Source organism: Pseudothioclava arenosa (genome assembly GCF_002358085.1).
Taxonomy (GTDB): domain Bacteria; phylum Pseudomonadota; class Alphaproteobacteria; order Rhodobacterales; family Rhodobacteraceae; genus Pseudothioclava; species Pseudothioclava arenosa.
On the sequence record NZ_NTJD01000002.1, the window covers coordinates 22,382 to 47,013 of the forward strand.

Annotated in this window: 24 protein-coding genes and 1 pseudogene; 7 read left to right on the forward strand and 18 right to left on the reverse strand. The window is 66.6% G+C overall.

Annotation, left to right across the window (positions count from 1 at the left end; genetic code table 11):
- Positions 1-24: 24 nt before the first annotated feature.
- The 6 genes and pseudogenes from CLN94_RS02385 to CLN94_RS02405 form a co-directional block, all read right to left on the reverse strand.
- Positions 25-1,455 carry a pyridoxal phosphate-dependent decarboxylase family protein gene (locus tag CLN94_RS02385; protein ID WP_179300208.1) on the reverse strand — a complete coding sequence of 477 codons (1,431 nt, stop codon included), beginning with the start codon at positions 1,453-1,455 and terminating at the stop codon, positions 25-27.
- 12 nt (positions 1,456-1,467) lie between these two features.
- The gene (locus CLN94_RS14080) at positions 1,468-1,839 is read right to left on the reverse strand and encodes a glutaredoxin domain-containing protein (RefSeq protein WP_342744524.1); all 372 of its coding nucleotides are present in this window, start codon (positions 1,837-1,839) and stop codon (positions 1,468-1,470) included.
- 72 nt (positions 1,840-1,911) lie between these two features.
- Positions 1,912-2,973, reverse strand: a pseudogene (locus tag CLN94_RS02390) (PLP-dependent cysteine synthase family protein); the annotation flags it as partial.
- A gap of 30 nt (positions 2,974-3,003) precedes the next feature.
- Entirely contained in the window at positions 3,004-3,573 is a 570-nt protein-coding gene (locus tag CLN94_RS02395; RefSeq protein ID WP_096430780.1) for an OsmC family protein, read from the reverse strand.
- Between the two features lie 12 nt (positions 3,574-3,585).
- Positions 3,586-4,821 carry an NAD(P)-binding domain-containing protein gene (locus CLN94_RS02400; protein ID WP_096430782.1) on the reverse strand — a complete coding sequence of 412 codons (1,236 nt, stop codon included), beginning with the start codon at positions 4,819-4,821 and terminating at the stop codon, positions 3,586-3,588.
- A 27-nt stretch (positions 4,822-4,848) separates the two neighbouring features.
- Positions 4,849-5,415, reverse strand: coding sequence for an OsmC family protein (locus CLN94_RS02405; protein WP_096430784.1), 567 nt, complete (start codon positions 5,413-5,415; stop codon positions 4,849-4,851).
- Between the two features lie 365 nt (positions 5,416-5,780).
- Between CLN94_RS02405 and CLN94_RS02410 the strand changes: the two genes are divergently transcribed.
- Positions 5,781-7,304: a winged helix-turn-helix domain-containing protein gene (locus tag CLN94_RS02410; RefSeq protein WP_218837236.1), complete on the forward strand. Its 1,524-nt coding sequence runs from the start codon at positions 5,781-5,783 to the stop codon at positions 7,302-7,304.
- Positions 7,305-7,326: 22 nt separating this feature from the next.
- On the opposite strand, the gene CLN94_RS02415 is transcribed toward CLN94_RS02410, so the two are convergent.
- Positions 7,327-7,878: a PAS and helix-turn-helix domain-containing protein gene (locus CLN94_RS02415; RefSeq protein ID WP_096430786.1), complete on the reverse strand. Its 552-nt coding sequence runs from the start codon at positions 7,876-7,878 to the stop codon at positions 7,327-7,329.
- 68 nt (positions 7,879-7,946) lie between these two features.
- Between CLN94_RS02415 and CLN94_RS02420 the strand changes: the two genes are divergently transcribed.
- Genes CLN94_RS02420 through CLN94_RS02430 form a run of 3 tightly spaced genes read left to right on the forward strand, consistent with a single transcriptional unit; the run spans position 7,947 to position 11,441 of the window.
- Positions 7,947-9,107, forward strand: coding sequence for an acetyl-CoA acetyltransferase (locus CLN94_RS02420; protein ID WP_096430788.1), 1,161 nt, complete (start codon positions 7,947-7,949; stop codon positions 9,105-9,107).
- Positions 9,108-9,111: 4 nt separating this feature from the next.
- Positions 9,112-10,641 (forward strand): AMP-binding protein, encoded by a 1,530-nt coding sequence (locus CLN94_RS02425; protein ID WP_096430790.1) that lies wholly within the window; start codon positions 9,112-9,114, stop codon positions 10,639-10,641.
- The gene (locus CLN94_RS02430; protein WP_096430792.1) at positions 10,638-11,441 is read left to right on the forward strand and encodes an SDR family NAD(P)-dependent oxidoreductase; all 804 of its coding nucleotides are present in this window, start codon (positions 10,638-10,640) and stop codon (positions 11,439-11,441) included. The genes CLN94_RS02425 and CLN94_RS02430 overlap by 4 nt, the downstream gene beginning before the upstream one ends.
- A 115-nt stretch (positions 11,442-11,556) precedes the next feature.
- On the opposite strand, the gene CLN94_RS02435 is transcribed toward CLN94_RS02430, so the two are convergent.
- The 9 genes from CLN94_RS02435 to CLN94_RS02475 form a co-directional block, all read right to left on the reverse strand.
- Positions 11,557-11,880, reverse strand: a complete 324-nt coding sequence (locus tag CLN94_RS02435; RefSeq protein WP_096430794.1) for a 2Fe-2S iron-sulfur cluster-binding protein — start codon at positions 11,878-11,880, stop codon at positions 11,557-11,559.
- Positions 11,877-13,112 carry an NAD(P)/FAD-dependent oxidoreductase gene (locus CLN94_RS02440; RefSeq protein WP_096430796.1) on the reverse strand — a complete coding sequence of 412 codons (1,236 nt, stop codon included), beginning with the start codon at positions 13,110-13,112 and terminating at the stop codon, positions 11,877-11,879. The genes CLN94_RS02435 and CLN94_RS02440 overlap by 4 nt, the downstream gene beginning before the upstream one ends.
- A gap of 59 nt (positions 13,113-13,171) precedes the next feature.
- Entirely contained in the window at positions 13,172-13,624 is a 453-nt protein-coding gene (gene cynS / locus CLN94_RS02445; RefSeq protein WP_096430798.1) for a cyanase, read from the reverse strand.
- A 33-nt stretch (positions 13,625-13,657) separates the two neighbouring features.
- Complete coding sequence (locus CLN94_RS02450) at positions 13,658-14,515, reverse strand: sulfurtransferase (RefSeq protein ID WP_096430800.1); 858 nt, start codon at positions 14,513-14,515, stop codon at positions 13,658-13,660.
- A 98-nt stretch (positions 14,516-14,613) separates the two neighbouring features.
- Positions 14,614-15,723: an acyl-CoA dehydrogenase family protein gene (locus CLN94_RS02455; RefSeq protein ID WP_096430802.1), complete on the reverse strand. Its 1,110-nt coding sequence runs from the start codon at positions 15,721-15,723 to the stop codon at positions 14,614-14,616.
- Positions 15,724-15,793: 70 nt separating this feature from the next.
- On the reverse strand, positions 15,794-16,357 hold the full coding sequence (locus CLN94_RS02460) for an OsmC family protein (RefSeq protein ID WP_096430804.1): 564 nt from the start codon (positions 16,355-16,357) through the stop codon (positions 15,794-15,796).
- 34 nt (positions 16,358-16,391) lie between these two features.
- Positions 16,392-17,141 (reverse strand): ABC transporter permease, encoded by a 750-nt coding sequence (locus CLN94_RS02465; protein WP_245845041.1) that lies wholly within the window; start codon positions 17,139-17,141, stop codon positions 16,392-16,394.
- Between the two features lie 65 nt (positions 17,142-17,206).
- Complete coding sequence (locus tag CLN94_RS02470) at positions 17,207-18,481, reverse strand: ABC transporter substrate-binding protein (protein ID WP_143598866.1); 1,275 nt, start codon at positions 18,479-18,481, stop codon at positions 17,207-17,209.
- A gap of 13 nt (positions 18,482-18,494) precedes the next feature.
- Complete coding sequence (locus CLN94_RS02475; protein WP_245845043.1) at positions 18,495-19,409, reverse strand: ABC transporter ATP-binding protein; 915 nt, start codon at positions 19,407-19,409, stop codon at positions 18,495-18,497.
- Between the two features lie 350 nt (positions 19,410-19,759).
- On the opposite strand from CLN94_RS02475, the gene CLN94_RS02480 reads away from it, so the two are divergent.
- Positions 19,760-20,392, forward strand: a complete 633-nt coding sequence (locus CLN94_RS02480) for a TetR/AcrR family transcriptional regulator (protein ID WP_096430808.1) — start codon at positions 19,760-19,762, stop codon at positions 20,390-20,392.
- Positions 20,393-20,432: 40 nt separating this feature from the next.
- Here CLN94_RS02480 and CLN94_RS02485 read toward each other — a convergent pair whose 3' ends face one another.
- A complete protein-coding gene (locus tag CLN94_RS02485; protein WP_096430810.1) occupies positions 20,433-20,801 on the reverse strand; it encodes a hypothetical protein in 369 nt (122 codons plus the stop codon).
- 176 nt (positions 20,802-20,977) lie between these two features.
- Between CLN94_RS02485 and mnmH the strand changes: the two genes are divergently transcribed.
- A complete protein-coding gene (gene mnmH / locus CLN94_RS02490) occupies positions 20,978-22,066 on the forward strand; it encodes a tRNA 2-selenouridine(34) synthase MnmH (protein WP_096431433.1) in 1,089 nt (362 codons plus the stop codon).
- The gene (gene selD, locus CLN94_RS02495; protein WP_096430812.1) at positions 22,053-23,123 is read left to right on the forward strand and encodes a selenide, water dikinase SelD; all 1,071 of its coding nucleotides are present in this window, start codon (positions 22,053-22,055) and stop codon (positions 23,121-23,123) included. The genes mnmH and selD overlap by 14 nt, the downstream gene beginning before the upstream one ends.
- A 3-nt stretch (positions 23,124-23,126) precedes the next feature.
- Here the strand turns inward: selD and CLN94_RS02500 are convergent, their stop codons facing one another.
- Positions 23,127-24,560, reverse strand: coding sequence for a mannose-1-phosphate guanylyltransferase/mannose-6-phosphate isomerase (locus CLN94_RS02500; RefSeq protein WP_096430814.1), 1,434 nt, complete (start codon positions 24,558-24,560; stop codon positions 23,127-23,129).
- Positions 24,561-24,632 lie beyond the last annotated feature (72 nt).

A 24,632-nucleotide genomic window follows, 5' to 3' on the forward strand; every position in this document is an offset into this window, starting at 1 on the left:
TGCGCAGGTTCGCAAACTGGCGGGCTACGGCGCCGGTTCCTCGGCCTGTCTGGCGACGTCCTGCCAGGCGTCGGAGATTGCCGCCAGCAGGGCCTCGATCTGTTCGGGGCCGGTGCCCTTCGAAATCACCGAGACCCTGAGAACGGTGCGCCCCTTCCATTGCGCGGTACGCACGAAATTGCGTTGCCCGGCGTTCAGCCGTGCACAGAGCGCGGGCAGCAGCTGACGGCCCTCATCCTCGGGATGCGCGCAGCCCACGATGACCTGATTCAGCTCGACCCGGTTCAACACGCAAAGCCCGTCCAGCCGCTCGATGCCTTGCGCGAGGGTGCGCGCGGCCTGACAGTGGCGCTCGACCATCTCGGCCACGCCGTTGCGCCCGAGATGACGCAGCACGGCCCAGGCCGCGAAGCCCTGCGCGCGGCGCGACAGTTCGGGCACATAGGCCGAGGGGCTGCGCCCGTCTTCCTCGGCGGCATTCAGATACCCCGCCTCCATCCGCATCGCGCGGCGATGGGCGTCGGGGTGACGGACGATGGCGAAGCCCGAGGAATAGGGAAGCTGCAGCCATTTGTGGCCGTCAATCGACCAGCTGTCGGCAAGCTCGGCCCCCGCCGCCAGATGGCGTCGCGTGATCGAAGCCCGCGCCCAGAGACCGAAGGCGCCATCGACATGCATCCATGCATCCTGCGCGCGCGCCAGTTCCGCGATCTCGGCCAGCGCCTCGAAGCCGCCCGAGTTGATATGCCCCGCCTGCGCGATCACGATCTTCGGCCCGGAATGCGCCTCCATCGCCTCGGCAAGGTCGCGCGGATGCATCAGGCCCGCCGCATCAGAAGGCAGGCGATGCAGGTTCGCCTCGCCAAAGCCGAGCTGGCGCAGCGCGGAATAGTTGGCCACATGCGCGTCATCGCTCAGGTAGATGCGCACCAGCGGCGCGCCCTGAAGCCCTAGCGCGTCATAGTCATGCCCATGACGCGCGAGCACCTCACCACGCGCGGCGGCCAGCCCGACAAAGGTCGCCATGGTGGCGCCGCTGACCAGGCCGACCGAGCTGTCGCGCGGTAGCTCGAGCAGCTCCAGCAGCCAGGCCGAGACGGCCTCTTCGGCGATCGCCGCCGCGGGCGAGGATTGGTAGATTGCCGCGTTCTGGCCCCAGGTGCTGCACAGCCAGTCGGCGGCAACGCCCACGAGGTCCGACCCGCCGATTACCCATGCGAAGAACCCCGGGTCGGTGCTGCCCACAAGCCCTGGCTCCGCCGCCGCGATCAGCGCGTCGATCACCTCGGAGGCGGGCTGGCCCTGCGCGCCAAGCGGCGTGCAGAACCGGTCCCGGATCTCACGCGGGCTTGCCGTCGGATCAAGCGGACGCTGCCCGGCGCGATAGGATTGGCAATAGCGCGCGGTCCTGGCGAGAACCTCGTCCGAGGCGCGATCGAAGGGGGGGCGTGACATCTCCATCTCGGGTTACCTCGGATGCATCCAGGCGGGGAGGAAGCCATAGGGATTGGCGGTTTTGCTGGCGTCGAACGCGATCCCCAGCGCGGCGAGGCGCGCGTTCATCGAACCGTCCCTGAAGCCGTCGAACGTGTCCGTCGCCCCGCCCACATGCTCTCCGCCAACGAAGATCTGCGGGATCGTCGGCACCCCGGCGCGGACCCCGAGCGCGGCGCGCAGCTCGCCTCCGAGATTGTCCGTCTGCATCGCGGCCGCGTCGAGTTCGACCGCGTGATAGGGAATGCCCGCCGAGGCAAAGAGCTTGCGCACCGACCAGCTGAATTCGCACCATTCGAGGACGAACATCACCACCGGATTCTGCGCGACGATCTCATCGACCATCCGCGCCGCCTCGGGCGTGCAGCTCGGGGGCGCCAAAGGCGCCGCAGCCGGAGCGGGCGTGGCAACATCGAAGCGGTAGCCGGGGGTCGAGCGCGCGATCTCTTCCTCTTCCGGGCTCATCTCCTCGGCGACCTCGTCAAAAAGCACGGTGGACATGTAGCGTTCGCCGGTATCGGGCAGCATCGCGACGATCTTCGTGCCCGCTGGCGCGGATTTGGCCGCTTCCAGCGCGGCGGCAAAGGTCGCACCGCCGCTGATACCGCAAAAGATCCCCTCTTGCGCGGCAAGGTCGCGGGCGGCTTGCAGCGCGGCATTGCCCGAGACCGGCTGATAGGCGTCGATCGACCCGGCCGCGACCGCATCCTCGGCCAGTTTTGCGATGAAATCGGGCGACCAGCCCTGCATCAGATGCGGGCGGAACGAGGGGTGGCTTGCCGGGCGCCCCTCGGCGTCGCGCTCTTGCGGGATGCCGCTTTGCAGCATCGGCACGTTGTCGGGCTCGGCCACGACGATCCGGGTCGCGGGGCATTCCGCGCGCAGCACGCGGCTGACGCCCTTCAGCGTGCCGCCGGTGCCAAATCCGGTGACCCAGATGTCAGGCCCCGTGCCGCCGAAAGCGTCGATGATCTCGCGCGCCGTGGTGCGCGAATGCATATCGGCATTGGCCTCGTTCTCGAACTGGCGAGCCAGGAACCAGCCGTGTTCGCGCGCCAGTTCTTCGGCCTTGGCGAGCATCCCCGTGCCTTTCTGGGCAGCGGGGGTCAGCACCACTCTCGCCCCGAGAAAGCGCATCAGCTTGCGCCGCTCGACGCTGAAGCTTTCGGCCATGGTCACGACGAGCGGGTAGCCCTTGGCGGCACAGACCAGCGCGAGGCCGATCCCGGTATTGCCCGAGGTCGCCTCGACCACGGTCTGGCCGGGCTTGAGGGCGCCGCTGGCTTCGGCCGCCTCGATTGCGGCAAGGGCGAAGCGGTCCTTGATCGAGCCGCCCGGGTTGAAGGCCTCGAGCTTGACGAAGAGTTCGACGTGGTCGGGGGCGAGCCGGTTGATGCGTACAAGCGGCGTGTTGCCGATCGTGTCGAGGATCGACGTCTTCGGGGGCGCGATCGTGGGGAAAGGGGCGTTGTGGGTCATGGGTCCGGGTCCTTGTTGCCTGGTTCGGCGTCACGCAGCCGGCGAGCGGTGCGTGGCCGCGGGAATGATGACTTCATGCTCGACCACCTGCGCGTCGCGCAGCGCGAGGAACCAGGGGTCGACCGCGAGGGCGCGGCTGACCAGATCCTCGACGGTGGCCGGATCGGCGTCTGTGTCGATCGCGATCTTGATCCGGCTTGCCAGCGGCGCGGCGCTGCGCGGGCTCAGCCCCATCAGCGCGGCGTCGTCGAAGTCGCATTCGATGGTGACATCGAGCGTGCGGAACACCAGCCCTTCGCGGGCGGCCATCATCTTGACGCCGATCGCGACGCAGCCGACGACGCCGGCGCGGGCAAAGAACCCCGGGCTCGGGCCAAGTCCGTCCCCGCCCATCCCGGGCCCCATGTCGAGCGTGGCCGAGAACTTGCCCTGCGTGACATGGCAGGCCAGGCCCGCCTCGATCCGGCCGGTGGTGACAAGGGTGTTGCAGGCCGCATCAAGGTCGGCGCTCATGCGTTCGATCACGGCGGTCTGCGCCTTGCGGATCGCCTCGTCCCGCTCCGGAAGCGGCGCGGCGGTGGTGGAGATCATCTTGGACATGGTCTTCTCCTTTCAGGCCGCCGAGCGGCCGCGTTGAAACAAAATATCGTCCGCGATCGCCGCGGCATCGTGGCCGACCCCATCCAGAAGCGCGGAATTGCGGCGCCGCTGGAACGGAAGGCCCAGAACATAGAGCCCCGGTGCGACACGGCCCTCGTGGTGTTGCAGCGCCCCCTTGCGGTCGAAGACCGGAAGCTGCAGCCAGCTGTGGTCGGGCCGGAACCCGGTCGCCCAGAGGATCGTCCTGATCCGCCCGTCGCCGAGCGGCATCGTCAGCCGCGGAGCGCTCGGGCAGGGCGTCGGCGCGAAACGTTCCGCAGGGCCGATCCCGGGCAGGTTGCAGGTTTCGGCCCAGGCATCGATCGTATCGAGGAGCCGGTTCATCTTGAGGTCGGACAGCGCGCAATGATTGGCGAGCCCGCCGGAAAACAACGCCACGCCGTCACGGATGGCCCCGAGCCGCCCGGTGACCTCCACGCCCATGGCGATCAGCCATCCCAGATCGCAGAACGGCTGCTCATGCGATCCGGCCAGCTGCAGCGAAGGCACTCCGCGCGCGCGCCGCAGGTCGTCGACCTCATCGGTCCGCGTGGCGTGAACGCCCGTCACCTCCAGCCACCACTGGATGTCCCGGCCGCGATACTGGCGCGGCACGCGGATGTGCTCGCCCGCCGCCAGCGTGACCTCGTGGCCAGCCGCTCGAATTTCGGCGGCAAGCTGGACGCCGGTGGCCGAGGCGCCGACGACCAGAACCCCGCCCGGAGCCAGCTGCCCGGGATTGCGGTAGCCGAGGGCATTGATCTGCTCGATCCCCGGCGGCACCTGGGCCGAAAGCGCGGGAACCGAAGCGAGGTTGCACGCGCCGCTGGCCAGCACCAGCGTATCACACCGCCACGCGCCGCGGTTGGTTTGAATCTCATAGCCGCCCGCCGAGGCGGTGACCGACAAAACCCGGGTGCGTTCCTCGACCGGGGCGTCGCTGGCCCGGGCATAGTCGCGCAGGTAACCGACGATCTCGGGCATCGACATGAACCCGTCCGGGTCGGGTCCGTCATAGCCAAAGCCGGGCAGGCGGCTTTGCCAGTTGGGGGTGAGCAGCCGCAGGCTGTCCCACCGTTCGTGGCTCCAGGAATTCGCGATTTCCCCGCGTTCCAGCAGCACATGGCGAATGCCTCGGTCCGACAGGCATCGGCTCATCGCGAGCCCGGCCTGGCCGGCGCCGATGATGATGGTGCCAATGTAGGTCATGGTCTTTCTCCTGTCGGACCGGGCGGGTCAGGCGACCGTCACGTTGACGTTGGTCGGGTTGGTGAGGATGTCGAACACGGCCGAGCGCTTTTGCGACTGGGCGACGAGGGCGCGGATTTCATCGGGCGTCGCGTCCGCGTCGATCTCGAAAGCCACGCGGATCCCCGAGAAGCCGTTGCGAACCTCCTGGTCCATGCCGAGGATGCCGCGCACGTCCAGATCGCCTTCGACCACGGCGCGCATCTTGTGGAGCTGGATGCCGCGGTGCTGGGCGACGGCGGCGACGCCACCGGTCAGGCAGCTCGCCAGCGCGGCCAGCACGATCTCGGGCGGGGTCGGCGCGCGGTCGGCAGCGGCAAAGACCTCGGGGTGATCGCTGTCGATGCGGAAGGTCTGTTTGCGCTCCTGGTTCTCGCCGAGGCCGAAGAAGCCGTTGATCGTGTTGGTGTTGTTGGTGCCTTCGTTCCAGTCGCAGGTGCTGCGGAAGGTGAAAGCGGCGGCCTCGGGCATCTGCTCGAACGCGCCGCGCGCGCCGATCAGGGCTTCGGTGTTGACGCCGTTCGAGACGGGTTTGGTGATGACGTTCTGCTGCATTGGATTTCCTTTCAGAGTGGGTCTGGTTGTGGGGCGGCGTGCCCGGAGGCGCGCCAAAGGCGGGGTTTGCGCCGCGCATCAGCGATGCGAGGGGCGGTTTCGGGTGGGGAAGAACATCTCTTCAGGTCTGGGCCTTCTCCTGGCTTCCGAGGCCTGAATTGCGAGCTGTTCCTCTTGGTCTTCCTTGCGAGGTGCCCCGTCCGGGGCGTCGATAGCCAAGCAATACCGCCAGATTTCGCTTGTCGTCTTGAGGAGGGCTTGGGTAATTTGTGGGGATGTCTTGAGTTTCGATGGCGGAGGCCGCGTGCACTACGCTTTTGACGACTTTGTGCTCGATCTCGGTCGTGGCGAGCTGCGCCAGGGCGATGAGACAGTGCCGGGTGCCGGTCGAGCCGATGGCCTATGCGGTGCTGGTGCATCTGATCCGGAATGCCGACCGGCTGGTCGCCAGGGACGAACTCATCGAGAAGGTCTGGGATGGCCGCTTCATTTCCGATGCGGCCGTCTCGACCGTGATCAAATCGCTGCGCCGTGTGCTGGGCGATGACGGCAAGCAGCAACGCGTGATCCGCACCGTGCATGGCCGGGGCTTCCGGTTTGCGCTTGAGGTGCAGGTCAGCTCCCCCGTCCTGCCCGCCGCCGCCCAGACCACGCCTGAGGCCGCGCCGCCGCAGGACACAGGCGGCCCGATCGACCGCAGACCCGCGATCGCCGTCCTGCCTTTTACCATGATCGGGTCCTCCGAAACCTTTTCCGCGATTGCCGATGCGATCCCGGGCGAGATCATCTCGACGCTCTCGCGCCTGCGCTGGCTTTCGGTGACCGCGCGCGGATCGAGCTTCCGGTTCCGCCCGCCCAATCAGAATATCGACACCATCCGTTCGGCGCTCGGCGTCACCTACGTGCTTTCCGGCGAGGTGGAACTGCTGGGCTCCGCGCTGGTGATTTCGGTCGAGCTTGTCGACGCCGAGACTGCGCAGGTGGTCTGGGCGGACCGGCTGTCGGGCAAGATCGACGAGGTCCACGAGTTGCGGGAACGGATCGTGTTTCTCGTGGTGTCGGCGCTGGAGCTGCATGTTCCGCAGCACGAGGCGCAGCTGGCTAAGCTCCGCTCACCGTCGGATCTGGATGCATGGTCGCTGTTTCATCTGGGCCTGCAGCACGGCTATCGCTTTACCAAGGCGGATAACGCGCGCGCGGCTGAGTATTTCGCCCGCGCGATCGAGCTCGATCCCCATTTCGCCCGCGCGCATGCGGCGCGCTCCTTCGTCAGCTTCCAGGAGGCGTTCCTGCGCTATTCGACGGATCACGACAAAGCCGTCGAGGACGCCCGGCGCCACGCCGAACGCGCAATCGAACTTGATCCGTTGGACCCGTTCGCAAGTTTCAACTATGGCCGCGCCAACTGGCTGCGGGGCGATCCGGCGGCGGGGCAATCCTGGCTCGAACGTTCGGTGCAGCTAAGTCCGAGCTTCGCGCAGGGGTTCTACGCCCATGCCTGGGCAGACATCATGGTGGGCGATGGCAGCCAGGCGCTTGGCAATCTTGAGCGGTCCATCACACTCAGCCCGCTCGATCCGTTCCGCTACGCCATGCTCAGCGCGAAGGGCATCGCGCATTTCCATCAAGACAACATGGAAGACGGGGCGCATTGGGCCGATCAGGGCGCCCGAACCCCCGGCGCGCATTACCTGATCTGCGCCTTTGCCGCCGCGATCCACGAGGTTGCAGGCAACCACGATCAGGCGCGCTACTGGGCGCAGGAAACAAGGGCGCGCCGGAGCGATGCCTCGATCCAGGCCTTTTTCAACGCGTTCCCGGTCAAGAACGCGCGCAAGCACAAGGAACTGCGCGACGCGCTGCTCTCGCTGGGTTTTCCGGAACGATAGCCGCAGGGGCCGACGCGGGGGCTTATTGCGGCAGCCCGGTAATCCGGGCGATGCATTCGGCGGTGTTGCGGGCATCGAGCTTCGCGTGCAGGCGCGCGCGATGGGCTTCGACCGTGCGGTGCGAGATGCCCAGAAGGCGCGCGATTTCCTTGCTGGTCAGCCCCTCGGCCATGTGCATCGCGATCTGCCGTTCGCGGCGGGTGAGGTTTACGATCGGTCGCGCGGCCGAGATATCGGCAAAGCTCCAGATCGCCTGTTCAAACGGGTTCTCGGGGGTCAGGGACTGGCCACGCACCCGGCACCAGAACTGGGTTTCGTCGTGCCGTTTCATGATCCGCTCATCTACATAGAAATTCTCGCGGCGCATCCGCTCCAGCCCGATCGCGCCGATCCGGTCGAACTCCTCATGGGTGGGATAGAGCCGCGAGAGCGACTGCCCCTCCAGCTCGGCGCGCGTGTAGCCGAACATCTGGCACATCTGCGCGTTGCAGCGGACCACGACGCGCCGATGCGACAGCACCAGCCCGATCGGGGCAAATTCGAAGGCGGTGCTGGCCTCGTCATCCCGGTGCATAGCGTAGTTCCACGAATAGAGCGGCGTTCCCGATGACCCTAATATGGCCGCAAACGGGAGGAAAGAAGATGGATGCAGCGATTGTTGGCTGGGGACATAGCCGCTTCGGGCGGCTGGAAGAGGAAACGCTGGAAAGCCTGATCGTTGGCGTTGCGCAAGAGGCTCTGGCCGATGCGGGCATCCCGGCGGCAGCGGTTGACGGGATCTGGCTGGGGAATTTCAACGCGGGCTTGGTGCCGGACGGGTTCGCGGCATCTCTTGCCTTGCAGGCCGATGATGATCTGCGTTTCCGGCCCGCCACGCGCTGCGAAAATGCCTGCGCCAGCGGATCGGCCGCGATCTATGCCGCGCGCAACGCGATCCGCGCCGGCGAAGCGCGCGTCGCGCTGGTGATCGGCGCTGAAAAGATGACCCATCTGTCGACCGGGGCCGTGGCCGAGGCGCTGGGGCATGCCGGTTACGCGGCCGAGGAGGCGGGGCTGAGCTTTCCGCAGATCTTCGGGCAGTTCGCGCAGGAATACTTCCACAAATGGGGCGACCAATCCGAGGCTCTGGCCCGGATCGCGGCCAAGAACCACAAGCACGCGCTGTCGAACCCGCTGGCGCAGATGCGCAAGGATGTGGGCTTTGAGTTCTGCAACACGGTCTCCGAACGCAACCCGCTGATCGCGGCGCCGCTGCGGCTGACCGATTGCTCGCTGGTCTCGGATGGCGCTGCGGCGCTGGTGCTGGTCGCGGAGGATTTGCTGGGGGATTTCCGCCGCGCGGTCGGGTTTCGCGCCGCTGTGCAGCTCAATGATTTCCTCCCCATGTCGCGGCGCGACCTGAGCGCCTTTGAGGGGCCCGAACAGGCGTTCGCGCGCGCCTATCGGGCGGCCGGGGTGGGGGTGAGCGACCTCGATTTCGCCGAGGTGCATGATTGCTTCACCATCGCGGAGCTGATGATCTACGAGGCGATGGGGCTTGCTCCCAAGGGACAGGGCGCCCGCGCCATTGACGAGGGCACCGTGTTCAAGGGCGGGTCGCTGCCCGTCAACCTGTCGGGCGGGTTGAAAGCCAAGGGGCATCCGGTCGGTGCAACGGGCGTTTCGATGCATGTGATCGCGGCGCGGCAGCTGGTCGGGGAAGCCGGGGACATGCAGCACCCCGATGCCGGGCTTGGTTGCGTGTTCAACATGGGCGGCTCCGGTGTGGCCAGCTATTGTTCGATCCTCGAAGCCAGGAGGTAGGCCGATGAATCCCGCAGAATGGCTCCAGCGGTCAGCCGGAAACGCCCCGGGGCGCGCCGCGCTTTTGCTGGGAGACACCGTTGTCGCGAGCTACGGCAGCTTTGCGGCCCGCGCTGCGCATCTGGCCGCCGAACTCTCCGGGCGCGGTGTTGCGCCGGGCGACCGGGTGGCGATTTTCGCAAAGAACTGCCCCGAGTATCTGATCGCGCTTTACGGGATCTGGCATGCCGGGGCGATCGCTGTTCCGATCAACGCCAAGCTGCACCCGCGCGAAGCGGCCTGGATCATCGGCGATGCCGGGGCGCAGGTCTGTTTTGTCACCGAAGAGGCCGCGCGCGATCTGGCGGTGGAGCCCGGCGCCGAGGGCTGCGCGCTCTGGTCGCTCGGCAATCTGCCTGCGGTCTCCGAAGGGGCGCTGTCCGCGCCCCACCCGACCCTGCCGCAAGACGTGATCTGGTTGTTCTACACCTCGGGGACGACGGGGCGGCCCAAGGGGGTGATGCTGACCGCGCTGAACCTGATGCTGATGACGCTGAGCTATCTGGCGGATGTGGATGAGGTCTCGGAGCAGGACGCGATCCTTTATGCCGCGCCGATGTCGCATGGGGCGGGCCTTTACAACTTCATCCACGTGATGCGGGGCGCGCGCCATGTGGTGCCGCCCTCGGGCGGGTTCGAGGCCGCGGAAGTCCTCGATCTGGCCGCCCGGCTCGGGAATGTCTCGATGTTCGCCGCGCCGACGATGGTGCGCCGGCTTGTCGATGCCGCGCGTGTGCGGGGCGGGGCCGAGGGGCTGAAGACGGTGATCTACGGCGGCGGGCCGATGTATCTGGCCGATATCGTCGAAGCGGTCGAGGTGATGGGTCCCCGGCTGGTGCAGATCTATGGGCAGGGCGAGTGTCCGATGGCGATCACCGCGCTGTCGCGCGCCGAGGTGGCCGATCGCAGCGCGCCGAACTGGCGGGCGCGGCTGGCGTCGGTCGGGCGCGCGCAATCCGGGGTCAGGCTGGGCATCCTGCGCCCCGATGGCTCCCCCGCGCCCGTCGGCGAGATCGGCGAGGTCGTGGTGCAGGGGGCGCTGGTGATGGCGGGCTATTGGGCGGGCCAGACGAACGGCGCCGAGAGCACCGCGAAAGCGATCCGGGACGGTTGGCTCTGGACCGGCGACATGGGGGCGCTTGATGCCGATGGCTACCTCACGCTGCATGATCGCTCAAAGGATGTGATCATCTCGGGTGGCACCAACATCTATCCGCGCGAGGTCGAAGAGGTGCTGCTGACCCATCCCGGCGTGCACGAGGTTTCGGTGATCGGGCGGCCGGACCCGGAGTGGGGCGAGGACGTGGTGGCCTTCGTCGTCTGCCGCCCCGGCAGCGCGGTGACGCCGGAGGAACTCGATGCGCTTTGCCTGGCCAATATCGCGCGGTTCAAGCGCCCCAAGGCCTATTTCTTCGTGCCTGACCTGCCCAAGAACAACTACGGCAAGGTGCTCAAGGGCGCGTTGCGCGACAAACTCAAGGAGGAGACGGCATGACAGATCTGGCCGGAAAATGTGCCCTTGTGACGGGCTCGGTTCAGGGGATCGGCCTCGAGATCGCCCGCGCGCTGGCCGAGGCCGGGGCGGCAATCGCGGTGCACGGGCTGGCGGATGGCGCCACGGCCGAGGCGGCCTGCGCCGAATTGGTCGCGGCGGGCGCCCCCGAGGCGCGGTTCTTCGGCCATGACCTCTCCGATCCCGAAGCCGCCGGCGCGCTGGTGCGCGAGGTGCTCGCCTGGCGTCCGATCGACATCCTCGTCAATAACGCGGGTATCCAGCACACCGCGCCGTTGGCCGAGATGCCGCTTGAGGTGTTCGAGCGCATCCTCTCGATCAACCTGACGGCGGCCTTCGCGACGATGCAGGCCGCGTTGCCGGGGATGGCCGCGCGCGGCTATGGCCGGGTGATCAATATCGCCTCGGTGCATGGGCTGGTGGCCTCGGTCAACAAGGCACCCTATGTGGCCTCGAAATTCGGTCTTGTCGGCATGTCGCGGGTGGCGGCGCTGGAATATGCCGCCGCTGGCAGTCGCGAGAGCGGCGGTGTCACGGTGAACTGCATCTGTCCGGGCTGGACCGAAACCGCGATCATCGAGCCCCAGATCGCTGCGCGCGCGGCCCTGCATGGCGGCGACCGCGCGGCCGGGGTTGCCGATCTCCTGTCCGAGAAACAGCCCTCGCGCCGGACATCGGTCGCGGCGGAAATCGGCGCGCTGGCCTTGTGGCTCTCCAACCCGATCGCCCATAACCTGACCGGCGCCTCGATCCCGGTCGACGGCGGCTGGACCGCGCAGTGACGGGCGCGGAGCCTTGTCCGGCGCCAAGAAACTTGCCGCGAAGGGCCCCCGGCGGCTTTGCCAAAGTGGGCCGTCTTGGTTTGTCGTGGTCCTCCGGGCCCTGCCGCCTCGCGGGTTAGCCCTGTCGCTCGGGCACTGTCACCGTCAGGCCCGACAGTGCCTCGGTCAGGGTGATCTGGCACGACAGGCGAGAGCGTTCGGGGTCGGGCTCACAGACGAAATCAAGCAGGTCCAGTTCGCCCTCGGAGGCGGGCGGCAACAGCCCTGCGAAGCCCGGTTCGACATAGACATGGCAGGTCGAGCAAGAGCAGGCACCGCCGCATTCGGCCAGGATGCCCGGCACCGAGGCATTGCGCGCCGCCTCCATCAGAGACACGCCGGGGCGTGCCTCGGTATCGATGCGGGTGCCGTCAGCGGTCAGGAAAGTCAGCGAGATCATAGGGCCTCTACAGGTTCGGAAAGCGGAAGGGACTTGAGCGGGATCGCCGGATCGGCCAGCGCATTGCGCTCGGGTGACAGGCCCGCCTCGATCAGGCGTTTGCCGGTCATGTAGGCGCGCGGGTCGTTCATCGCATCAAGCGCCAGCAGTTTCGGCCCGGCAAAATACCAGTGGCTCTGGCTGCCCGGGCGGTCCCCCGGACGAACCACGACCGTGTCGTGCCCGCTGTTGAGCCCGGCGATCTGAAGCTTGACGTCGTATTGGTCTGACCAGAACCACGGGCGCGCGACATAGGGCACGCCTTGCCCGAGCATGGCGGCGGCTACCGCCTCGGCCTGATCGATTGCGTTGGGTACGCTTTCCAGCCGGATCCGGCACCCCTGATGCGGGAACGAGGCACAATCACCCGCCGCAAAGATCCCCGGAGCCGAGGTGGCCCCGAAGGCATCGGTGCGGATGCCGTTGTCGATCGTGAGCCCAGCGGCTTCTGCCAGCTCGGTGCCGGGGCGCACGCCGATCCCGACGATTACGAAATCGACCGCGATCTCGGTGCCGTCGCTCAACCGCGCATGGCTGACCCGGCCTTGTGAGCCCCGCAGCTCCGACAGACCGGTGCCTTCGCGGATCTTGACGTCGTGGCTCTCGTGCAGCGCGCGGAACCAACTCGCGGTTTCGGTGCAGGCGACGCGGGCGAGGATGCGCGGGGCCATCTCGACGAGCGTCACGCGCAGGCCTTTCGAGGCGGCGACGGCTGCGGCCTCAAGCCCGATATAGCCGCCGCCCACGATCAGGACACGGGCGCCTTCGCGGAACTCGGGGGCCATCGCTTCCGCATCGGCGAGGTTGCGCATGGTGTAGACGCCGCCAAGCGCGCCGCCGAGAGCGGGCGGCAGGCGGATCGGGTCGGCGCCGGTGCACAGCGCGATCGCTGCGCAGGCAAGGCGCGTTCCATCCTTGAGGAGCAGGACCTTTTCGGCAGCTTCGAGCGCCGCGACGCGGGTGCCGGTGATCAGCTCGATCCCGTTTTCGGCATAAAAGGTCTCGGGGCGCAGATAGAGGCGGTCGCGCTCCAGTTCGCCCAGAAGGTATTTCTTGGAGAGGGGCGGGCGCTGATAGGGGGGCACGGGCTCGGCGCCGATCAGCTTGATCGGGCCGTCATGCCCGAGCGCACGCAATTTCGCGGCAAGCGCAGAGCCGGCCTGGCCCGCGCCGACGATGGCGATGGGACGCATGGGGGAAGCCTTTCGGTCGGAAGGGGCCGGGGGCAGGCGCGCCGCCCCCGGTTGCAGCCTTAGTAGGTGCGGTAGCCGAGGAACTTGCCGTCGAGCACGATCTGCACGCGGTCGCCCTTGGGGTCGGCCTTGCGGGTGATGTCCATGGTGAAATCGATCGCCGACATGATGCCGTCGCCGAATTCCTCCTCGATCAGCGCCTTCATCGTGGTGCCATAGACGTTCACCACCTCGTAGAGGCGATAGATCAGCGGGTCGGTTGGGACCGCCGTCGGCAGCGAGCCGCGATAAGGCACGGTCATCAGGAGCGCGGTCTCTTCGTCCGAGAAGTTCAGGCCCATGGCGTTGCCAGCCTTGGCGATCTGATCCTTGGTCAGCGAGATCTGACCCATCAGCGCGGCGGTGGTCCATTCCTTGGACTGGCCGACGGCCGCAGCCACGTCGGCCCATTTGATGTCGTGGAAGGTCTTGTGGGCAACGATCTTCTCGGTGAGTTCAGCACGGGTAGTCATCTTGGGGTCTCCAGTTAGATGAGGGAAAAGTGATCAGGCGCCGAAGGGCAGGCCGGTTTCGATCGGCAGGTCGGGGTTGCGCGACCATTCGTTCCAGGAGCCGAAATAGATCGCGACATCCTTCACCCCCGCCTCTTTCAGCGCGAGGAAGGTGTTCGAGGCGCGCGCACCTTTGAAGCAATAGAGCTTGACCGGCGTATCGGGCGTGATGCCCACGGTCGCGCATTCCGCGAGGACTTCTTCTTTCGACTTGAACACCGGCCCCAGCGCCGAGGGCTTCATCATCCGGTACCATTCGATCCAGACAGCGCCGGGAATGCGGCCCTTGCGCGGGCAGAAATCCTTGCCATAGGGCGAGGAGGAGGTCGCGATCCACTCGTCGATGTCGCGCACGTCGAGGATCACTGCTTCGGGGTCGGCGATCGCGGCCAGCATGTCGTCGGCATTCATCATGATGGCGCTGGCGAACGCGTCGATGGCGAAGCCCGCCGGTGCCGGCGCCGAGGTTGCGGTCGAGACCGGGAAGCCCTCGGCGGTCCAGGCGGCAAACCCGCCATGGAGCACCTTGACCTTGGGATAGCCCAGGAAAGACAGCAGGAAAAAGCCGCGGCAGGATTGGCCGAAACCCGAATTCATCGAGGCTTCGTAGATCACCGCGGTCTTGCTGCCATCCAGGCCCGCGGCACCGAACTCGGCGGCGAATTTCTCTTTCAGCGCGGCGATGCCGGCGCTGTCCGATGTCGCGAGGAAGGTGAAGATGTCATGCATGTTGACCGCACCCGCGATATGGCCGGCGGCGAAGCTTTCGGGGTCGCGGGTGTCGATCAGGACGGCCAGATCGGCATCGGAGAGGATCCTGAGTTCTTCGGGGGTGATGAGAGCGGATTCCAAGGTAAGTCTCCCTGTTCGCGTCGTCCCTGAACGACGTCGTTATGTTGGTTGGGGCGGGGGAGGCCCGGGGGCCGTGGCCCCCGGGTCAGGAGCTTGGCTTAACCTTCGAGCTCGGCGATGAGCTTGCGCAGGTGCTTCGTCGCCGGGGTAACGATGGCGACGAAATAGGCTTCGCGCAGACGCCGTTGCGCCACGCCATGGGTGACGTAGCCGCGCGCGCCGCAATGGAGCATCGCCCAATGCGCGGCCTCGACGGCCAGTTCGCCGCCCTTCAACCGCGCCTTGAGGACGCGCAGATAGAATTCGTCCGACAGGTCGTAAGGCGTCTTGGCCATCTCGAGAACCTCGGCGACCAGCGCCTCGTATTCGGCCTCGAGATCGGCGGGCTGCTTTTCGAGATACTGGTTCACATGGCCGAGCGGTGCCTCGACCTGTTTCATGAGCTCGATGCAGTTCTTGATGATGCCCGCAGCCATCCCGCATTGCAGCAGCGTAAAGCCCGGACGGATGCGTTGCACGAAGCTGCCCGCCGGATCCCCGAGAAGGAAATTGTCGGGGACGAAGACATCGCGGAACTGCACGTTGCAGGTGGCGGTGCCGCCCATCGCCACGAATTCGTGGTCGAGCTTGAGCCGCACGCCGTCCCAGTCGGCATGAATAATCGCCATCACCCGTTTCGGCGTGTCCGATCCTTCGACATCGACGTGGAACATGGTGCCGAAATAGCCGTCTTCGACGAGGTTCGAGACCCAGGGCAGCAGGCCCTTGACCTTGTAGCCGCCCTCGACGCGTTCGCCCTTGAGGCGCATCGGTTCGATCTCGCCGATCGCCTTCATTGGGTTCGACATGCCGGTGCCGCCAAGCGCTTCGCCGCGCACGACCTTGGGCAGGATTTCGGCTTTCAGGAAGTCGTTGTCCGAGGAGGCGATGTACCAGGCCAGCGTGTCCTGGCACCAGACGCAGAAGCCGGTCGAGAGGCATTCCTCGGAGGTGCGGGCCATCGAGAGGATGGCGCTGCTCAGATCGGTATTTCCGTCAATGCCGCCGACATGGGTGCCATAGGCTCCGGCGGCGCCATAGGCGCGCATGACGTCTTCGGCATAGACCCGGTCCTCGTCGATCTTGCGCACGAGGGGCGAGAGCATGTCGGCGCTGATGCGCTCGATTTCGGTCGGGTCAAAAGCGGTGATGGGGGCGACGACAGTCATCGGGGAGGGTCCTTGCATGGAAGTGGCGATTGGGGCCGCGCCGGGCGAGGCGCTGGCGCGGCCCTTTCGATCAGACGGATTCGGCGATCATGTTCACCGGGCGCGAGAAGGTGTTGAACACCGGCGACCACTTGCTGACATGCTCGATCAGGGCGTCGATCTCTTCTTGCGGGCAGTCGGCCTCCATATCGACCTTGATGCGCACATCGGTGAAGCCGACGGGCTTCTCCGACACGTCGCCGGTGCCCCAGACGGCGGTGATGTTCAGGTCGCCTTCCAGCTGCAGTTCGAGCTTCTGGATGGTGATGCCGCGGGCGATGGCGTTGGCATGCAGGCCGACCGCGATGCACGAGCCGAGCGCGGCCAGCGAGGCTTCCGACGGGTTCGGCGCGGTGTCGTCGCCCAGCAGCCCCGGCGGTTCGTCGACGATATAGGCCGGCAGGTCGCGGATGTAGTTCGCGTGACGGAAGCGGCCCTCGGCGACGGTCTTGCAGCTGAGCGTCTTGATCGCCTGCGGATTCTCCTTGCCCTTCTCGATCAGGGCGTTGAGCCCGTCTTTCGAGATCGGTGCGAGGCACGCGGTCGGCGCGGTCGGGGCGAGGCAGCCGGTGAGGGCAGTGGCGGGTTCAGACATTGGATAACCTCCTGATAAGTCTGTAGTTTTAAGGTCAGTGCGCGGCGCGCACCCAGTTGAGTTTCTTGACGATCCGGCCGACGGCCGCATCCAGGGCAAAGCCGATGATCCCGATCACCACGACAGTTGCGGCGAGGCGGTCGTAATCGAGGGTGTCGCGGGCATCGTTGATCGCGAAGCCGAGACCAGAGGTGACGCCGAGGTATTCGGCGGGCACCAGCACCACCCAGGCCACACCCAGTGCGAGGCGAACGCCTTGCAGGATGTCGACCGCGATGGCGGGCAGGATGACCGAACCGAGCATGTGCAGCGGGCCGGCGCCCAGGTTGCGAGCCACCTTGAGCCAGGCCGGATCAATCCGGCGCACGCCTGCGGCGGTGGAGAACAGGATCGGCCAGACAGCGGCCATGGCGATCAGGAAGACGATTGCGCCATCCCAGGTGTCGAAGGCCATCACCGCGATCGGCATCCAGCTGAGCGGCGAGATCATCCGCATGAACTGGAACGGCACGTTGGTCAGTTCGTGGATCCGCGGCGCGCGCCCGATCAGGATGCCCACCGGCACCCCGAAAGCCGCGGCATAGATCAGGCCCAGCCCCACCCGTTCAAGCGACGGCCCCGACATCGAGATCACCTCGCCCGAGAGCACCATCGACCACAGCCGCTTCAGCGTCGGTTCGGGGGCGAAATTGGCGAAGGCATAGAGGTCGGGGTCGTTCGCGACGATCAGCCCGCCCAGCCACCAAAGGCCCAGCAGCAAGGCGATGCCGATCAGGCCGTTCACCAGGCCTCGCGCCCGGCCAAGAGACCACAGCCGAAACGCGAATTGGGGGATTTGGGCGGCGTCGCTCATAGCTTCATGATCTCTTCACGGGTGTAGGGATCGGCGCCGGTCGCGACTGAGGGATCGTTCTTCCACTCAGGGTATTTCTCGAGCGCGGATTTCACGAAGTCGTAGTTCACCAGGTCCTGCGCAACGAATTCCGGGTCGAGCCCTTCGAGGAAGGTGGTTTCGCCCGCAACGACCGTCGAGTTCATAGCTTCGATGATCAGCTTGGTCGCCGAGGGGTAGGGCCAGGGCTGAAAATCGATCCGGCCGTTGTGATACTCGCCCTCGTTCTTGATCGCACCCGAGGCGATATAGTCGGGGTTATCGGCATAAAGCGTCATCGCACGGGTCACGACCGGGGCCGGAGCGGGCAGGTAGCCCGCGCCATCCTTGGACAAGAGTTCGGCGACCTCGGCCTTGTTCTGGCTGGCGTAGATCGCCGCGCGCACCACCGCGTTCATCACCTTCTGCGTCCATTCTGCGCGCTCGGTGGTATCTTGTTCATGCATGCAGACGACGCAGCACGGGTGGTTCTTCCAGATATCGCCGGTGAAGCGCAGCATCCGCGCACCCGCCATCAGCTCGCCAAGGGCGTTGAAGGGCTCGGCGACGATGTAGGCGTCGATCTTCTTGGCGGCCAGCGCGGGCGGCATGTCGGGCGGCGGCAGGACCTGGAGGTTGCATTCATCGGGGGCGATCTCGGCGCCCTGCTCCTTGATGACCGGGGTGATCCCGGCGGCACGCAGCGCGTATTGAAGCACGATGTTGTGCATCGAATACCAGAACGGTACCGCGACCTGTTTGCCCCCGAGGCCCGCGAAATCGGTGACGTCGGTGTGCTTGCCGACCACCAGCGCCGAGCCGTTGGTATGCGCCCAGCTCATGATCTTGACCGGGACCTTGTTGTTGTAGCGCATCCAGACCGGGATCGGCTTGAGGAAGTGGACGAGGTTGAACTTGCCGGCGACGAAGCCTTCGATCAGCGCCGGCCAGCTGCGGATCAGCGTCGGCTTCTCGGCCTTGATCCCTTCTTCCTCAAAGAAGCCCTTGGCATGGGCGACCAGCAGCGGCGTCGCGTCGGTGATCGGCAGGTAGCCGATGCGGAGCACGTCGTCGCCCGCGGCGCGCGCCATCTGCGGCAGGCTCGCGCCAAGCGACCCAAGCATCGCGGCCAGGCCGCCCTTGGCGAGCATGTCGAGCGTCTGACGACGGCCCGGATCGAAGTCGCCCTCGCCGCCGCAGCACGCGCCGTGGAGGTGATGGGGATGGGAGCAGGTCTTGGAGAACTTGGTCATGGTGGCCTTTCCGTCAGAGCTGGGTGAAGTCATTGGCGATGTCGTCCTGCGCATCCGCCGCTTCGGCGATGCGGGAATAGACGCCCATCAGTCGGCTGTGTTCGCGCTGGAACCCTTCGGCGCCTCCGGCGCGCTCCTCTTCCGAGAGGTCGATCGCCGTGTCCTCTGCGACGCGGCCGGGGTTGGCCTGCAGCACGATGACCCGGTCGGCCATGCGCACCGCCTCGCCCACGTCATGGGTCACGATCACCAGCGTCAGGCCGAGATTGCGCGCGATGGCGCGCACGTCCCGTTGCAGGTTGCGGCGGGTAAAGGCGTCGAGCGCGGAAAACGGTTCGTCCAGCAGAAGCATCTCGGGCTGGGGGGCGAGCGAGCGGGCAAGGGCCACGCGCTGTTGCTGCCCGCCCGAAAGCTCCTGCGCGTTGCGATCAGCGAAGGCGCCGAGATCGACCAGATCGAGAATTTCCGGGATGCGCGCGTCGATCTCATGGCCCCGGCGGGTGAATTTCAGCCCGAGCGCGGCATTCTGCGCGACGCTGAGCCAGGGGAACAGCGAGGGGGCCTGAAACATCATGACCCACTTGTGGGAGGGCTCGCGCACGCCATTGCCGTTAATCACGACCTCCCCTTCCGACGGCTGGGTGAGACCGGCGAGCATATGCAGCAGCGTCGACTTCCCGCAGCCCGAGCGACCGAGCAGCGCAACGATCTCGCCCTGGCCGATCTCGAAGTCGATGCCATCGAGCACCTTGCCGTCATTGCGGCGATAGGCATGGCTGAGGCTCTTGACCGCGACATGGGCGCCCTTCGTCGCGGCGCGGCGCGGGGCTGCCGGGCTGCGAGTGGCGGGGCTGGACGCGGGGAGGTCAGTGCCCGAAACCGCCGTGGCGGGGGTGCTGGCTCCGGGCATCAGTTGGGTCACGGCCATGGGTTTCTCCGGAAATAGACGAACAGGTCTGTCTAATGAGGTGGGAGGGTCCTCGAATCGTCAATCTGCCCTGGACTGGGATGATCGAAAAAATGCTGCGGTTGCAAAGATGCGGAAAATATGAGCGAAAAATGAGGTAGACTGACCGTATTTGGGCTTTTTTTTGGCGCTAAAGGCCGCATTTTGGCGGCTTTCAGGTGGCGCCAGAAGCCTTCCGGTCTGTGTCGGATACTACTTTGCGGAGAATTCCGGCGGAGTCACGGGACCAGACAGAGTTGTCTTGATTTTTGGCGGGATATGTGAAAGGTCATGACAAAGTGTCGCAGTCGTGACGAGGCGGAGTGAGGGTGATGGAAGATACGGTGCATGATTTCTGCCCGAACGGGCCGCATGGTTGGAGCTTTGCCGCCAAGCCCCCCAAGAATGCACGCGACCGGATCATGAGCGCGGCGTCCTACCTTTTCTGCAATCACGGTTTTGCCGCGACCGGGGTCGACACGATCATCGCGCGCGCAGAGACGGCGAAAGCGACGCTCTACCACCACTTCTCGTCCAAGGAAGAGCTGATCGCGGCCGTTCTACAGGCCGAAGGTGAAACCTGGCGCGCCTGGTTCTTTGGCCGTCTCGCGGAGGTTCAAGGCCCCGCGCGCACGCGCCTTCTGGCGGTGTTCGATGTGCTGCATGAATGGTTCTCGGACCCGGGCTTCTATGGGTGCCCCTTCATCAACGCGGTCGCGGAGTTCGATACCGGTAATGATGCCGTGCGCCGTGCGGCGGAGGCCCATAAGGAACATCTCGTGACCTGGCTCAAGGCGCAGGCGATCGAGATGAAGGCGCCCGATATCATCGACACCGCGCGCAGCTTTGCCGTGCTGATCGACGGGGCCATTGTCGCTGCACAGCATACGCGCGATCCAAGCTTCGCCTATACCGCGCAGCGCATGGCCGACGGCTATCTGCGTTCGATCGGCAAGGCGGGGTAGTCAGAGGCCCCCACAAAACCGCCGCGCGCCGCTATCAGGATCAGAAATGCGCCTTGGGTTCGTCGGGCTTGCCTGCGGCCAGCGCGAGGATGCCGCCGACGAGGCAGAAGCCGATCGGGAACATGGTAAAGACGCCGAAGCCGAAGGCGTGATACATCAGCGCACCGCCCAGCAGCATCAGGACCCCGCCCCAGAGCGCGCGGATCTTGGCCATCGCGCCGCCCGCAATCGCCAGCAGCGGCGAGAGGAAGCTCGAAATCCGGATCAGTTGCTCGTTGTTGACCTGGCCAAAGATCTCGCCGACCTCGGCGTGATTGCGCACGACCTCGGTGTAGCCATAGCCGAAAAAGCCCACGACCATGGCGATCAGGCCGCCGATGATTCCCAGCATCAGGGCTGCGTTGCGCATGGGTCTTTCCTTTCGCTATGCGGCGCCGCGGCCGCTGGTTCCCTGAGATAGGGCCTTTCTGGCGCGAGTTTCAAGGCTTTGCACGACAGGGGCGGGCTCGCCCCGGCCGCAATCGCGGGAAATTGCGCCCTGCGAGGCCTCTTCCGGTGGCGCGCGCCTTGGGCTATCTCTGCCCCATGCCTGTGACGCTTTCCTCCCTGTCGGATCTCGCCGCGCTCGGCTTCGATGAGATCATCGACGTGCGCGCGTCCTCGGAATATGCCGAGGATCACATCCCCGGCGCGATCAGCCTGCCGGTGCTGAGCGATGAGGAACGCGCCCGCGTCGGCACGATTTACAAACAGGTCTCGCCCTTTGACGCGCGCAAGATCGGCGCGGCGCTGGTGTCGCGCAATGCCGCCGCCCATCTTGAGGGGCCTTTGGCCGACCGTCCGGGCGGCTGGCGGCCCCTGGTCTATTGCTGGCGCGGCGGGCAGAGATCGGGGTCGTTCACCACGATCCTGCGCCAGATCGGCTGGCGCGCCGAAACCATCGAGGGCGGCTACAAGGCCTGGCGCAAGCTGGTCGTCGAGGCGCTTTATGACCGGCCTTTCCCGGCGCGCGCGGTGGTGCTTGATGGCAATACCGGCTCGGCCAAGACCGAGCTTTTGCAGCTGATGGCGGGGCAGGGCGTGCAGGTGCTGGACCTCGAGGGCCTCGCTAATCATCGCGGCTCGCTGTTCGGCGCGGTCGGCCCGCAACCGAGCCAGCGCGCGTTTGAGGGGCGGCTTGCGCTGGCCATGGCGGCGCTGGACCCGGCGCGTCCGGTGGTGATCGAGGCCGAAAGCGCCAAGGTCGGCGAGTGCCGCGTGCCACCTGCGGTCTGGCGCGCGATCTGCGATGCGCCGCGGCTGGAAATCATGGCGCCTCTGTCCGAGCGCGCGGCCTATCTGACCCGCGCCTATGCCGACCTGCTCGACGACCCCGAGCGGATCGTTTCGATCATTGCCCGGCTCGCGGCGATGCATCCCGCCAAGCGCATCGCCGCGTGGCAGGCCGAGGCGCGCGCGGGCGAGTTCGCCGCGCTGGCCGAGGGGCTGATGGCCGATCATTACGACCCGCGCTACGCCAAGCATCGCGCGCGGATGCAGGTGCCGGTGGCCGAGATCGCCGCGCCGAGCCTTGCCGCGGCGGACCTGCCCGCATTGGCCGAGAGCCTGGCGCAGGCGCTGCCTGCTGCCCTGTCCGATACCCCGCCCCAAGGAGGCCCCGATGACGCAAGCTGATCCCGCGACCCCGACCGAACCGCGCCTGACCTCGCTGGCGCATGGCGGGGGCTGCGGCTGCAAGATCGCGCCCGGCGTGCTGTCGGGGATTTTGCGCGGCACTGCGCAGATGACGATCCCCGAGGCGCTTCTGGTCGGTATCGAGACCTCGGATGACGCCGCCGTCTACCAGATCAACGATCGGCAGGCGTTGGTTGCCACCACCGATTTCTTCATGCCGATCGTCGACGATCCCGAGGATTTCGGCCGCATCGCCGCGACCAATGCGATCAGCGATGTCTACGCGATGGGTGGTCAGCCGATCTTTGCGCTGGCGCTTGTGGGGATGCCGATCGGCAAGCTCTCGGTCGAGAACATCGGCAAGATCCTCGAAGGCGGCGCGGCAGCCTGCCGGGACGCAGGGATTCCGATCGCGGGCGGGCACACGATCGACTCGGTCGAGCCGATCTACGGGCTGGTCGCGCTGGGGCTGGTGGACCCCGCCAACGTCAAGGCGAATTGCGCGGCGCAGCCCGGAGACGTGCTGATTTTGGGCAAGCCGATCGGGGTGGGCGTGATGTCGGCGGCGCTGAAGAAAGAGGAACTTTCGCCCGAGGGGTATGCCGCGATGATCGCGGCGACGACGCGTCTGAACACGCCGGGGCCGGAGCTTGCGCGCCTGCCGGGTGTGCATGCGATGACCGATGTCACGGGCTTCGGCCTTGGGGGCCACGCGATGGAGATGGCGCGCGGTTCGGGCCACGCGCTGCGCCTTGATTGGGGCGCGGTGCCGGTCTTGCCGGGCGTGCGTGAGCTGGCGGCGGCGGGGTTCATCACCGGCGCGTCGGGGCGCAACTGGGCGAGCTACGGCGCCGAGGTCACCCTGCCCGAAGGCTTCCCCGAGGCGGAGCGCGCTTTGCTGAGCGATCCGCAGACCAGCGGCGGGCTGATGGTGGCCTGCGCGCCCGAGGCGGCCGATGAGGTGCTGGCAATCTTTGCTGCGCATGGCTTCGCCGAGGCCTGCGTGATCGGCCGTGTCGAGACCGGGGCGCAGGCGCCGGGGTTGATCGTCGGTTAAGGCCTAGCGCGCATAGACATCGTCATAGCGGATGATGTCATCCTCGCCGAGGTAATCGCCGGTCTGCACCTCGATCAGGATCACCGGGTCCGCGCCGGGGTTTTCCAGCCGATGCCGCGCGCCCTGCGGCACATAGATCGACTCGTTGGGTTCAAGGATGCGGGTGTCGCCGCCCAGCGTGACCTGAGCGCGGCCTTCGACCACGACCCAATGCTCGGCCCGATGTGCATGGCTTTGCAGCGACAGCGCGCCGCCCGGCCTGACATGGATGCGCTTGACCTGAAACCTCTCGCCGCGCGACAGGCATTCGAACGAGCCCCAGGGGCGGTGCTCTTTCGCGAAACGGTCGGCCTGTGGTGCCTGCCGCTGGCGCAGGTTCAGCACCGCCTGTTTCACCTCTTGCGCGCGGTCCTTGGGCGCGACCAGAACGGCGTCGGGCATGGCGATGGCGATCATGTCGCGCAGCCCGATGCCGACCAGCTCCAGCCCCTCGCTTTCCGAGCGCAGCAGCGATCCGGTGCAGTCGATGCCGATCGCCGGGCCCGAGGTCGCATTGCCCTCGGGATCGTGCAGCGCCGCGCGCCAGACCGCGTCCCAGCCGCCCAGATCCGACCATTTCCCGCAATAGCGAACCACGGCCAGATTGTCGGCCTTTTCCATCACCGCATAGTCGATCGAGATATCGGGCAGGCAGGCCCAGGGCTCGGGATCGAGCCGCAAAAACCCCAGGTCGGCACGGGCGCCTGCCAGCGCCGCGCGCACCGGCGCCAGCAGCTCGGGGGCGCAGGTCAGGAAGGCCGCGAGGATGTCGCAGGCGCGAAACAGAAACAGCCCCGAGTTCCAAAGGAACCGCCCGCTGGCGAGCATCCGCGCGGCCTCGGCCACATCGGGTTTCTCGACAAAGCGCGACAGCGGCGTGGCGCTGCCAGCGGGCGAGGTGGGGGAGGAAAGCTCAAGATAGCCATAGCCGGTTTCGGGACGGTCGGGTTTGATCCCGAACAGCAGGATCTGGCCCGCGAGCGCGGCGGGCAGGGCGCGCGCGACGGTGGCACGAAAGGCGTTACGGTCGGGCAGGAGGTGATCGGCCGGCGCGATCAGCATCAGCGCCTCGGGGTCGCGCGCCGCCAGATGCAGCGCGGCGGCCAGCACGGCGGGGGCGGTATTGCGGCCCTCGGGTTCCAGCAGTACGGCGCCGGGTTCGATCCCGATCTCGGCCAGCTGCTCGGTCGCGACAAAGCGGAAATCGGCCCCGGTCACCACCACCGGCGGCGCAAAGCAAACCCCGCGGCCCCGCCCGCTCAGCCGCTCGGCGCTTTGCTGGAACAGCGACCCGGTTCCGGCGAGCGGGACGAACTGCTTGGGGTAGCCCTGCCGTGACAAGGGCCAGAGCCGCGTGCCCGAGCCGCCGCAGAGCAGGATAGGCGTGATCGTCTGCATCCGGGTCTCCGCTAGGAAAACAAATACATCTCAAGGTTGTATTTGCCATGTAGAGCACGGCTTTATCCACAG